12 protein-coding genes are annotated in these 11,647 nt (G+C 71.8%); 3 read left to right on the top strand and 9 right to left on the bottom strand.

Going from position 1 to position 11,647, the window contains the following annotated elements:
- Window positions 1-1,677 (bottom strand): urocanate hydratase, encoded by a 1,677-nt coding sequence (hutU, locus tag DFP74_RS16920; RefSeq protein WP_121182638.1) that lies wholly within the window; start codon window positions 1,675-1,677, stop codon window positions 1-3.
- Between the two features lie 31 nt (window positions 1,678-1,708).
- Window positions 1,709-3,256, bottom strand: coding sequence for a histidine ammonia-lyase (hutH, locus tag DFP74_RS16915; protein ID WP_121182636.1), 1,548 nt, complete (start codon window positions 3,254-3,256; stop codon window positions 1,709-1,711).
- 172 nt (window positions 3,257-3,428) lie between these two features.
- Here hutH and DFP74_RS16910 point away from each other — a divergent pair, with 172 nt between their 5' ends.
- Window positions 3,429-4,202 (top strand): IclR family transcriptional regulator, encoded by a 774-nt coding sequence (locus DFP74_RS16910; RefSeq protein WP_121182635.1) that lies wholly within the window; start codon window positions 3,429-3,431, stop codon window positions 4,200-4,202.
- On the opposite strand, the gene DFP74_RS16905 is transcribed toward DFP74_RS16910, so the two are convergent.
- Window positions 4,182-4,865, bottom strand: a complete 684-nt coding sequence (locus tag DFP74_RS16905; protein WP_121182633.1) for a hypothetical protein — start codon at window positions 4,863-4,865, stop codon at window positions 4,182-4,184. The two genes, DFP74_RS16910 and DFP74_RS16905, sit on opposite strands and share 21 nt — an antisense overlap.
- Before the next feature lie 124 nt (window positions 4,866-4,989).
- On the opposite strand from DFP74_RS16905, the gene DFP74_RS16900 reads away from it, so the two are divergent.
- Entirely contained in the window at window positions 4,990-5,247 is a 258-nt protein-coding gene (locus DFP74_RS16900; RefSeq protein ID WP_121182631.1) for a hypothetical protein, read from the top strand.
- Window positions 5,248-5,453: 206 nt separating this feature from the next.
- A complete protein-coding gene (locus DFP74_RS16895) occupies window positions 5,454-5,753 on the top strand; it encodes a helix-turn-helix domain-containing protein (RefSeq protein WP_370013389.1) in 300 nt (99 codons plus the stop codon).
- A 76-nt stretch (window positions 5,754-5,829) separates the two neighbouring features.
- Here DFP74_RS16895 and DFP74_RS16890 read toward each other — a convergent pair whose 3' ends face one another.
- The 6 genes from DFP74_RS16890 to whiA form a co-directional block, all read right to left on the bottom strand.
- On the bottom strand, window positions 5,830-6,201 hold the full coding sequence (locus DFP74_RS16890; protein ID WP_082376156.1) for an RNA polymerase-binding protein RbpA: 372 nt from the start codon (window positions 6,199-6,201) through the stop codon (window positions 5,830-5,832).
- A gap of 79 nt (window positions 6,202-6,280) precedes the next feature.
- The gene (gene secG, locus DFP74_RS16885; protein ID WP_121182629.1) at window positions 6,281-6,517 is read right to left on the bottom strand and encodes a preprotein translocase subunit SecG; all 237 of its coding nucleotides are present in this window, start codon (window positions 6,515-6,517) and stop codon (window positions 6,281-6,283) included.
- Between the two features lie 297 nt (window positions 6,518-6,814).
- Window positions 6,815-7,591: a triose-phosphate isomerase gene (gene tpiA / locus DFP74_RS16880; RefSeq protein WP_121182627.1), complete on the bottom strand. Its 777-nt coding sequence runs from the start codon at window positions 7,589-7,591 to the stop codon at window positions 6,815-6,817.
- Window positions 7,592-7,659: 68 nt separating this feature from the next.
- Complete coding sequence (locus DFP74_RS16875; RefSeq protein WP_121182625.1) at window positions 7,660-8,844, bottom strand: phosphoglycerate kinase; 1,185 nt, start codon at window positions 8,842-8,844, stop codon at window positions 7,660-7,662.
- A 329-nt stretch (window positions 8,845-9,173) separates the two neighbouring features.
- Window positions 9,174-10,178 carry a type I glyceraldehyde-3-phosphate dehydrogenase gene (gap, locus tag DFP74_RS16870; RefSeq protein ID WP_121182624.1) on the bottom strand — a complete coding sequence of 335 codons (1,005 nt, stop codon included), beginning with the start codon at window positions 10,176-10,178 and terminating at the stop codon, window positions 9,174-9,176.
- 354 nt (window positions 10,179-10,532) lie between these two features.
- A complete protein-coding gene (gene whiA, locus DFP74_RS16865; RefSeq protein ID WP_121182622.1) occupies window positions 10,533-11,513 on the bottom strand; it encodes a DNA-binding protein WhiA in 981 nt (326 codons plus the stop codon).
- Window positions 11,514-11,647: the final 134 nt, after the last annotated feature.

The raw sequence follows: 11,647 nt of genomic DNA, 5'->3' as shown, positions 1-11,647 counted from the left end.
TCACTCCCCCTCGCGCATGGGGACGCGGATGCCCTGCGCCTCGGCCACGCGCTCGGCTTCCTCGTAACCGGCGTCGACGTGCCTGATCACGCCCATGGCGGGGTCGTTGGTGAGCACCCGCTCCAGCTTGGCGGCGGCCAGCTCCGTCCCGTCGGCGACGCTGACCTGCCCGGCGTGCAGCGAGCGACCCATGCCGACGCCGCCGCCGTGGTGGATCGACACCCACGAGGCGCCGGAGGAGGTGTTGACCAGGGCGTTGAGCAGCGGCCAGTCGGCGATCGCGTCCGAGCCGTCCTTCATGGCCTCGGTCTCCCGGTAGGGCGAGGCCACCGATCCGGTGTCCAGGTGGTCGCGGCCGATCGCCAGCGGCGCGGAGATCTCCCCCGAGGCGACGAGTTCGTTGAAGCGCTCACCCGCGGCGGCGCGCTCGCCCTGGCCCAGCCAGCAGATGCGGGCGGGCAGCCCCTGGAAGGCGACCCGCTCCCCCGCCATACGGATCCACCGGGCGAGGTGGTCGTTGTCGGGGAACAGGTCGAGGACGGCCTTGTCAGTGCGCGCGATGTCGGCGGGGTCGCCGGACAGCGCGGCCCACCGGAACGGGCCCTTGCCCTCGCAGAACAGCGGGCGGATGTAGGCCGGCACGAAACCGGGGAAGTCGAAGGCCCGGGAGTAGCCGCCCTCGCGGGCCTCGTCGCGGATGGAGTTGCCGTAGTCGAAGACCTCGGCGCCCCCGTCCTGGAAGCCCACCATGGCCTCCACGTGCGCGGCCATGGACGCGCGGGCCCGCCGGGTGAAGTCCTCGGGATCGGCGGCGGCCAGCGACCTCCAGTCCTCGAAGGCCACCCCGGCGGGCAGGTAGGCCAGGGGGTCGTGGGCGGAGGTCTGGTCGGTGACGATGTCGATCGGCGCGGAGCGGGCGAGCAGGTCGGGGAAGACCTCGGCGGCGTTGCCCAGCACACCGATGGACAGGGCGCGCCGCTCGTCGCGGGCCCGGGCGGCCAGCTCCAGCGCGTGGTCCAGATGGTCGGCGCGCACGTCCAGGTAGCGGTGCTCGATCCGGCGGTCGATACGGCTGGAGTCGCACTCCACGACGATCGCCACGCCGCCGTTCATGGTGACGGCCAGCGGCTGGGCGCCGCCCATCCCGCCCAGGCCCGCCGTGAGGGTGATGGTCCCGGCCAGGCTGCCCCCGCTGTGCCTGCCCGAACTGCTCAGCTTGGCGGCCACGGCGGCGAAGGTCTCGTAGGTGCCCTGGAGGATGCCCTGGGTGCCGATGTAGATCCACGACCCCGCGGTCATCTGCCCGTACATGGTCAGGCCCTTGGCCTCCAGGCGGCGGAACTCGGGCCAGTTCGCCCAGTCCCCCACGAGGTTGCTGTTGGCGATGAGCACCCGCGGCGCCCACTCGTGGGTGCGCATGATCCCCACCGGCCGCCCCGACTGCACGAGCAGGGTCTCGTCGCCCTCCAGGTCGCGCAGCGAGGCGGTGATGCGGTCGAAGCTGCGCCAGTCGCGCGCGGCCTTGCCGGTGCCGCCGTAGACGACCAAATCCTCGGGGTGTTCGGCCACCTCGGGGTCGAGGTTGTTGTGGAACATGCGCAGGGCGGCCTCCTGCGGCCAGCCCTTGGCCGACAGGGAGGTGCCGCGGGCGGCGCGGACGGTGCGCGGGGTGCTCATGAGCGTCTCCTGGGGTGGTGCGGACCGGGGGTCAGGACAGGGGGGTGACCGATTCGGCCGCCTCGACGACCGTGCCGTCGGCGACCAGGGCCGCGACCGCGGCGATCTCGGGGGACAGGTGGCGGTCGGGACCGGGGCCCTGGACCTTCTCGCGCACGGCGCGCACGACGGCCCCGGTGGCGGGTCCGGGCTCCAGCGGCGAGCGCAGGTCCAGGGCCCGGGCCGCGGTCAGCAGTTCCACGGCGAGCACGGTGGTGAGGCCGTCCACGGCGCGGCGCAGCTTGCGCGCGGCCGACCAGCCCATGGACACGTGGTCCTCCTGCATGGCGGAGCTGGGGATGGAGTCGACGCTGGCCGGCACGGCCAGGCGCTTGAGCTCGGAGACGATGGCGGCCTGGGTGTACTGGGCGATCATGTGTCCGGAGTCCACACCCGGGTCGTCGGCCAGGAAGGCGGGCAGACCGTGGGAACGGGACACGTCGAGCATGCGGTCGGTGCGCCGCTCGGCGATGGAGGCGGTGTCGGCGACCGCGATCGCCAGGAAGTCCAGGACGTAGGCCACGGGCGCGCCGTGGAAGTTGCCGTTGGACTTCACGCGGCCGTCGTCGAGCACCACGGGGTTGTCGATCACGCTGTCGAGTTCGCGTCCGGCGACCAGCAGGGCGTGGGCCAGGGTGTCGCGGGCCGCGCCGGCGACCTGCGGGGCGCAGCGCAGCGAGTAGGCGTCCTGGACCCGGTTGCAGTCGGGGCCGCGGTGGGAGGCGACGATCGGCGAGTCGGCCAGCAGCGCCGTCAGGTTGGCGGCGGAGGCGGCCTGCCCGGGGTGGGGCCGCAGCCGCTGGAGTTCGGCGGCGAACACCCGGTCGGTGCCCAGGAGCGCCTCGACGCTCATGGCCGCGGTGATGTCGGCGACCTTGAGCAGCCTGGTCAGGTCCTGGCAGGCGAGGGCGAGCATGCCGAGCATGCCGTCGGTGCCGTTGATCAGCGCCAGGCCCTCCTTGGCGCCCAGCTCCACCGGGTCGATCCCGGCGGCGGCCAGTGCCGTGCCGGCCGGCAGGAGTTCACCGGCGGCGTCGCGCACCTCGCCCTCGCCCATGAGCGCCAGCGCCACGTGCGACAGCGGCGCCAGGTCGCCGGAGCAGCCGAGGCTGCCGTACTCGTGCACGACGGGCGTGATCCCGGCGTTGAGCAGGGCGGCGAGGGTGTCGACGGTGGCGACCTCCACACCGGTGTTGCCGGAGGCCAGCGTGCGCAGGCGCAGCAGCATGAGGGCGCGCACGACCTCGCGCTCGACCTCGGGGCCGGCGCCGGCGGCGTGGGAGCGGATCAGCGACCGCTGCAGGCGGGCGCGCAGGTCGGGGGCGATGTGCCGGGTGGCCAGGGCGCCGAAGCCGGTGCTGACGCCGTAGGCGGGGACCTCGCCGCGGGCCAGGGACTCGACCCGTTCGCGGCCGTGCCGGACGGCCTTGCGGGTCTCCTCGCTGATGGTGACGCGGGCGCCGTTGCGGGCGACGTCGAGGACCTGGGCCGGGGTGAGCGGAGCACCGCCGACGTTGACGGAAGGGACTGCTGTGGACATGGCCCCATTCCATCTCCACCGGCCCCACCGCAGAAGCCCTGACACGAGGGTTGTGTCTGGCATTTCAGACATGCTCGCGCGTCACCGCGCCCACGGGCCGGGGGCGGCACTCCAATTCGATTCAATCGCCGCCCGGACCTGGGCGAACGCCGTTTTCGTGGAACAATCGAGTATGAGCTTCGTGCCGGCGGCCACACGCGCCCTGCGCGTCCTGCGCTTCCTGGCCTCCCGCCCCGGTCCGGTGTCGGCCGCGGCGATCGCCGTGGAAGTGGACGTGCCCCGCTCCAGCGTCTACCAGCTGTTGGAGGCGATGGCCCAGGAGGGTTTCGTCACCCACCTGCCCGAGGAGCGGCGCTGGGGCCTGGGGGTGGCGGCCTTCGAGATCGGCTCGGCCTACCTGCGCCATGACGGCGTCGAACGGCTGGCCCGACCCCTGCTGCACCAGTTGATGGAGGCCACCGGCGCGACCGCGCACCTGGGCGTGCTGCACGGCGCCGACACCCTGTACCTGCTCAAGGAGCAGCCGCCGCACGCTCCCACGCTCATCACCGGCGTCGGCGTCCGCCTGCCCGCGCACCTGACCGCGTCGGGGCGCGCCATGCTCGCCCGGCTCCCCCGGGCGCAGGTCCGCGCCCTGTACCCCGACACGGCGGCGTTCACCGACCGCACCGGGCGCGGCCCCGCCGACCCCGGCGCGCTGCGCCGGGTGCTGGAGCAGGAGGCCCGCCAGGGCTGGTCGATCGAGGAGGGCCAGGTCACCGACGGCTTCGTGTCGGTGGCGGCCGCCGCACTGGACCACAACGGCCGGCCCGCCGCGGCGATCAGCCTCACCGTGCCCAGCGCGCGGCCGGTCACCCCGCAGGCGCTGGCCGGGCGGGTCGGCGACGCCGCGACCGAGCTCACCCGCCGGCTCGGCGGGCGGCGCTCAGTCCAGGCTGAGCGGTGAGCGCTCCACGATCGAGGGCAGCGGCGCCGTGCGCTCGATCATCCGCAGGATCTTCTCCTTGTGGCTGCGGGGGACCTGGACGTAGAACTGCGTGGGGGCGTCCACCACCGTCAGGCCCAGGCTCTGCGCGGACTCGGCCCAGGTGGGCAGTTCGTCGTCCGTGCGGTAGGTGTCCAGGACGAACTCGATGAAGTACGTGCGGCGGCGGTCACCGGTGTGGTCCTCGCGCACCCGCCGGATCTCGTTCCATGCGATGAACGTGCCCTCGCCGGGGAACCACCACTTGCGCTCCTGGAGCACGATGACGCCGTCGCTGTCGGCACTGATGCCCTGGCGGGTGATGCGCTGCGGCAGTCCCCGCAGCAGCACGATGTTGCTGCCGGGGCCGACGAAGGCCATGGTCAGGGCGGCCGCCGACCACAGCGTCACCGATCCGACCGTGTAGTCCTGGCCGAGGATGTTCCACAGCAGCGATCCCACGACGACGAGGAAGCCGACGGTGAGGGCGCCGGAGAGGTAGGCCGCCGCCATCCACATCCGCGCGTTGGGGCCGCGCAGGCTCACGTACCGGCGCAGGTGGGAGACACTGCCGGAGGTGTGTGTCAGGTCCGAGGGGACGCCCCGCAGGACCAGGGGGTCGTCCGAGGGTTCGGGGGAAGCCATGCCCCCATTGTTCCAACTCCCCGGCGTGCTCGGTGCCGCGGCGCCCGCCGACCGCCGTGTCCGTCTCCGAACGATCGCACCGAAGGCCGGGCATCGCCCGACTCGCCCCGCTAGAGTCCCGTCCATGAGGCGCAATACGAGGGAATACGACACCGAACTCCGGGTCCACGGCGAGGTCGTGACCCTGGACGGGGTGCCCTATCAGGGGCGGACCGTCCTGAGAGAGGGGCCGGACGCGTTCGCACCCCTGGAACGGTGGGCCAAGGGGGTGGCCGAGGTCCTGGGAGAGCCGGTGACCTGGCGCGCCTCGCTCAAGGGCGATCTGGCCGCACGCGGGACCGTCCAGCCCGGTCCCGGCTCTCAGAACCTGCGCGCACTCTGAGCTCCGCACTTGGCGCACTGGAACTTGCGGTCGTCGCCGAGAATCCAGTCGTGGTCGCCGCCGGTCGGGCACGTGGACATCGACACCATCTCCTCATGAGGGGGCTGTTGGGGGTGCGTGGCGATCACCCTAGTTCGCTCCCGCCACACCAGTCCCGCGAATGAAGAACTACCGGCCAGGTTTCACGTCCGTGCGCGCGCCCGCACGTGATCGGGCCCGGCCGGACGCGCGAACAGGGTCACCGCGGCGACCCCCGCCACCCCCAGGAACACCACCCCGGTCCCCGCTCGGTCGGCGAGACCGGACTGACCCCGCTGGCCTGGCTCAACCGGCAGCGGGTGGCGCGGGCGCGGGAGCTGCTGGAGACCACCGACCTGCCGGTGGCCGTGGTCGCCCAGCGCAGCGGTCTGGGGACCGGCGACGGGCTGCGCCTGCACTTCCGCCGGCACCTGGGCACCACTCCGTCGGCCTACCGGCGCGCCTTCCGCGGCCCGGGGCCCGCCTGACACACGACCGGGGCCCGCCGCGGTGAACGCGACGGGCCCCGGTGCGGAGCCTGACCGGCCTGCGCCGGTCGACCCCCTAGTTCTGGGCGGCCTTCATGTGGGCCTCCACGGCCGCGCGGTCGGCGCGCAGCTTGGCCAGGGCCTCATCCAGGATGAGCTTGCCCTCCTCCTCGCTGCGACGCTCCTTCACGTAGGCCAGGTGCGTCTTGTAGGGCTCGGTACGCGGCGGCGAGGGAGGGTTCGCCTTGTCCTTGCCCGCGGGGAATCCGCAACGCGGGCAGTCCCACTCATCGGGGACCGCGGCTTCGCTCGCGAAGCTGGGCACGACCTCGTGCAAGTTCGCACAGTAGAACGGAACCCGCACGCGCGGGGCGGCCTCGCCCCGCTCCGCCTCGCCCATGGGGCCGGCTCCGACTCGGCTGCCACGGATGGCACTGCCACTACCCACGAAAAACTCCTTCGGCGAACTCGCTCACCGACACTCGGGCGAGCTTGACTGTGGACGGGGGGTGCCTGCGTACCGCCGGCTACATGCCCCGGTTGATCAGCAGGCCGAGGGCGACGATGGCGAGGATCCAGACGATCCCGACCGCGATGGTCATACGGTCGAGGTTGCGCTCGACGACCGACGAACCGCCCAGGGAGGACATGACGCCTCCGCCGAACATGTCGGACAGGCCGCCGCCCTTGCCCTTGTGCATGAGCACCAGGAAGATCAGCAGCGCACTGAGAAGCATCACGAAGATGGACAGACCGAGGATCACACGCTCACCCGTAGCTCGACCCCGCAGCGGGGGAATGGACACCTCGGCCCCCCATTCACCACCCGTACCAGCGGCGGTGCGTCGGCACCGGCCTGGCCGGCTCGGGTCACGGAAGGAGGAGACCGGGGACGTATTCGGATTTTACCGTGCCCATGGCGACACGGGAGGGGAAACCGCGAGGCACGGTCATCCCCTCAGCGAAGTCTAGCCCGACCACGGCACTCGTCAGGCCCCGCCCTCCCCGGACTCCGATCCGGGAAGGGCGGTGTCGCAGGTCACGGCACCCTGTAGCGGAGACTACTTGTCGCCGAACCGGATGATCTTGACGAACTCGTCCGCCTTCAGGCAGGCGCCGCCGACCAGTGCGCCGTCCACGTCGTCCTTGGCCATGATGCCGGGGGCGTTGTCGCCCTTGACCGAGCCGCCGTAGAGGACGCGCACCGCGCCGGCGACCTCGGGCGAGTACAGCTCCGACAGGCGCACGCGGATGGCCGCGCACACCTCCTGGGCGTCCTCGGGGGTCGCCACCTCGCCGGTGCCGATGGCCCACACGGGCTCGTAGGCGACGACGATCCGCTCGGCCTGCTCGGCCGGGATCTCCTTCAGCGCGCCGTCGAGCTGCGCCAGGACGTGCTCGACCTGCCGGCCCTGCTTGCGCACCTCCAGGCCCTCGCCCACGCACAGAATCGGCACGATGCCGTTCTTGAAGGCCGCCTGGACCTTCGCGTTGACCAGGGCGTCGTCCTCCTGGTGGTACTCACGGCGCTCGGAGTGGCCCACCAGCACGTAGCCGCAGTCCAGCTTGGCCAGCATGGCACCGGAGATCTCGCCGGTGTAGGCGCCCTTGTCGTGGGCGGAGATGTCCTGGGCCCCGTAGCCGATGCGGAGCTTGTCCCCGTCCACCAGCGTCTGCACGCTGCGCAGGTCCGTGAACGGCGGCAGGACGACGACCTCGGCGTTGTCGTAGTCCTTGTCGTTCAGGCCGAAAGCCAGCTTCTGGACGAGAGCGATGGCCTCCAGGTGGTTGTTGTTCATCTTCCAGTTGCCCGCGATCAGCGGCAGGCGCTTGGACATGTGTGTACTTCCCGTCGGTTGGGTCGGACGATGGTGCGGCCGGGGCGGGGCGCCCCGTGGCCGCGACGTCAGGCGAGGGCGTCGATACCGGGCAGGTCCTTGCCCTCCAGGTACTCCAGACTGGCACCGCCACCGGTGGAGATGTGACCGAACGCCGCCTCGTCGAAGCCCAGCGCGCGCACGGCCGCCGCGGAGTCGCCGCCGCCCACCACGGTGAAGGCCCCGGAGTCGATCAGGGACTGGGCCAGGGCCCGCGTCCCGCCGGCGTAGGGCTCCATCTCGAACACGCCCATGGGCCCGTTCCAGAACACCGTCCTGGTGTCGGCGAGCTTGGCCGCGAACAGCTCCTGGCTGCGGGGACCGATGTCCAGCCCCATGCGGTCGGCCGGGATGGCCTCGACGTCGACCGGCGCGTGGGGGGCGTCGGCGGCGAACTTCTCCGCGGCGATGACGTCCACGGGCAGGACGATCTCCACGCCCTCGCGCTCGGCGCGCTCCAGGTAGCCGCGCACGGTGTCGAGCTGGTCGGCCTCCAGCAGGCTGGAGCCGACCTCGTAGCCCTTGGCCTTGAGGAAGGTGAAGACCATGCCGCCGCCGATGAGCAGGCGGTCGGCCGTTCCCAGGAGGTTGTCGATGACGCCGAGCTTGTCGGAGACCTTGGACCCGCCCAGCACGACGGCGTAGGGGCGCTCCGGCTCGTCGGTGAGCTTGCGCAGGACCTCGACCTCGGCCAGGACGAGGCCGCCCACGGCGTGGGGCAGCTTGCCCGGCAGGTCGAAGACGCTGGCGTGCTTGCGGTGCACCGCGCCGAAGGCGTCACCGACGTAGAGGTCGGCGAGCTGGGCGAAGCGGTCGGCGAGCTTGCCGCGCTCGGCGTCGTCCTTGCTCGTCTCCCCCGGCTCGAAGCGCACGTTCTCCAAAAGCGCGACCTGGCCGTCGGTGAGCGCGGCCGAGGTGGCTCGGGCGGACTCCCCGGCGGTGTCGGCGGCGAAGGCGACGTCGGTGCCGAGCAGCTCGCCCAGGCGGGTCGCGACCGGGCGCAGGGAGTAGCGCGGCTCCGGCGCCCCCTTGGGGCGGCCCAGGTGGGCGGCGACGATGACGCGGGCGCCGCGCTCGCGCAGCTTCTCGATGGTGGGCAGGGCGGCGCGGATCCGGCCGTCGTCGGTGATGCGGTCGCCGTCCAGGGGCACGTTCAGGTCGGCCCGGACGAACACGCGCTTACCGGAGACGTCGAGGTCGTCGATCGTCCGCATGCTGGTCTCCTCAGGATCTGGGGCCCGGGCGCCGGCCCGGGCTGTGGTCGGTCGGGGGGCAGGGGTGCCGCCGCGGGCGCCCGTCGAAGGCGATGGCGGGCGACGGGCGGGCAGAACCGCCGCCGCAGGCGTCCGTTGAGGGCGGTAGCCCACCCACCCGCCATGCGCCCCGTGGGCGATGGCGGGCGACGGGAGGGCCCATGACGGCACCCCCTCGCGCGCGGTACGGGCGAGGGGGTGCGGTGCCGCCGGGCGTCCGTCGAGGACGGCCCACCGCCGCGCGCGGCGCCCCCTGCGCGGGGGCGGGCGCCCGGTGGGGTGACAGCGGTCTAGAGGCCCGAACCGACCAGCTTGGCGCAGTCCACCAGGCGGTTGGAGTAGCCCCACTCGTTGTCGTACCAGCCGATGACCTTGACCTGGTTGCCGAAGACCATGGTCAGGCTGGAGTCCAGCGTGCAGGAGGGCGAGGTGCCCACGATGTCCGAGGACACGATGGGGTCCTCGGTGTAGACGAGAATGCCCTTGAGGGGACCCTCGGCGGCGTCCTTGAACGCGGCGTTGACCTCGTCCTTGGTGACCTCGCGGTCGAGGGTGACGACCAGGTCGGTGACGGAGCCGTCCGGGACGGGCACGCGCATGGCCATGCCGTCCAGCTTGCCCTGGAGCTCGGGCAGGACCAGCGCGGTGGCCTTGGCGGCACCGGTCGTGGTCGGGATGATGTTCTGCGCGGCCGCGCGGGCGCGGCGCAGGTCCGAGTGCGGGAAGTCCAGGATGACCTGGTCGTTGGTGTACGCGTGCACGGTCGTCATCAGACCCTGCTGGATACCGAAGTTGTCCAGGAGGACCTTGGCCATCGGCGCCACGCAGTTGGTGGTGCAGGAGGCGTTCGACACGACGTGGTGGTTGGCCCCGTCGTACTTGTCGTCGTTGACGCCCATGACGATGGTCAGGTCCTCGCCCTTGGCCGGGGCGGAGATGATGACCTTCTTGGCGCCGGCGGCGAGGTGCTTCTTGGCGTCCTCGGCCTTGGTGAAGTGACCGGTGGACTCGATGACCACGTCCACGTTCAGGTCGGACCAGGGCAGCTTGGCCGGGTCGCGCTCGGCGAGCACCTTGATGCTCTTGTCCCCGACGCGGATGAAGCCCTCACCCACCTCGACGTCGCCGTCGAGGGTGCCGAGCACCGTGTCGTACTTGAGCAGGTGCGCGAGCGTCTTGGTGTCGGTGAGGTCGTTGACCGCGACGATTTCGATGTCGCTGCCGCCAGCGGCGACCGCGCGCCAGAAATTGCGGCCGATACGACCGAAGCCGTTGACGCCTACACGGATGGTCACGGAACCAATCTCCTCATATATCGCACATCAATGTCACCCGCGCACTCCCCCCGCCAGGGACGATGCACCCAGATGTGAACCCGAGTGACGACTTTGGACAGGGTTAACACGCGCCGGGTGTTGACGAAGAGCCTAGCGGAGTGGTCACCGCGGACCGTTCTCGACCCACGCCCGCCACGCTCACCAGGCCTCGTGGATTCGTGAACCATCCTGGCACTGCTCGGCGAAGAGGTCTATACCATTGTCGGAAGTTATCCACGTGTTCGTGCTGTTAACAAAGTCGAACATCGTTGTGGCTGCGCCATTTCAGCGCCCGCGAACGCCCGAGCGCCCCGGGCCGCCGAAGCGCCCCGTTCAGGGCACGAGCATGTCGGGAGTGAGGTTCGCCTCTGTTCCCTCGATCCCCAGATCGCTCGCCCGCTTGTCGGCCATCGCCAGCAGCCGCCGGATCCGCCCGGCGATGGCGTCCTTGGTCAGCGGCGGGGACGACAGCTGCCCGAGCTCCTCCAGCGACGCCTGCTTGTGCGCCAGCCGCAGCTGGCCGGCGGCCACCAGGTGCTCCGGGGCCTCCTCGCCCAGGATCTCCAGCGCCCGCTCCACCCGCGCCCCGGCCGCGACCGCGGCCCGCGCGCTGCGACGCAGGTTGGCGTCGTCGAAGTTGGCCAGCCGGTTGGCGGTGGCGCGCACCTCGCGCCGCATCCGCCGCTCCTCCCACGCCAGCACGCTCTGGTGCGCGCCCAGCAGCGTCAGCAGCGCACCGATGGAGTCGCCGTCACGCACGACCACCCGGTCCACACCGCGCACCTCGCGGGCCTTGGCGTGCACCTTCAGCCGCCGCGCGGCGCCCACCAGCGCCAGCGCCGCCTCCGGGCCGGGGCAGGTGACCTCCAGCGACATCGACCGGCCGGGCTCGGTCAGCGAGCCGTGCGCGATGAAGGCACCGCGCCAGGCCGACTCCGAGTCACAGGCCCCGCCCGCCACCACGTGCCGGGGCAGGCCGCGGACGGGTCGGCCGTGGTTGTCCACCAGACCGGTCTGGCGGGCCAGCGACTCGCCGTCCTTGATCACCCGCACCACGTACCGGTTGCCCTTGCGCAGACCGCTCGGGGAGAGCACGACGACCTCGGACTCGTGCCCGAAGACCTCCGAGATGTCCTTGCGGAGCCGTCGCGCCGCGGCACCGGTGTCGAGTTCGGCCTCGATCACGATCCGTCCGCCCACCAGGTGCAGTCCTCCGGTGAAGCGCAGGATGGTGGACACTTCCGCCTTGCGGCAGCATGGCTTGAGAATCGCCAGTCGGCTCAACTCGTCCTTCACCACGCCGGTCATCGCCATCGCCGCGAACCTCCCCTTGAACTGGCTTGTGCCGGCGTCGCGCGCCTGACGCCGGTATGCGCCGCCGCGGCCCCACCGCAAACGGCTGTCTCCGTGGCAGACTACGTCACCGAGGGCTCGGGGCCGACCCCTTC

This window comes from Nocardiopsis sp. Huas11 (genome assembly GCF_003634495.1).
In the GTDB taxonomy this organism is placed as follows: domain Bacteria; phylum Actinomycetota; class Actinomycetes; order Streptosporangiales; family Streptosporangiaceae; genus Nocardiopsis.
This window is presented reverse-complemented; position numbering and strand designations above follow the sequence as displayed.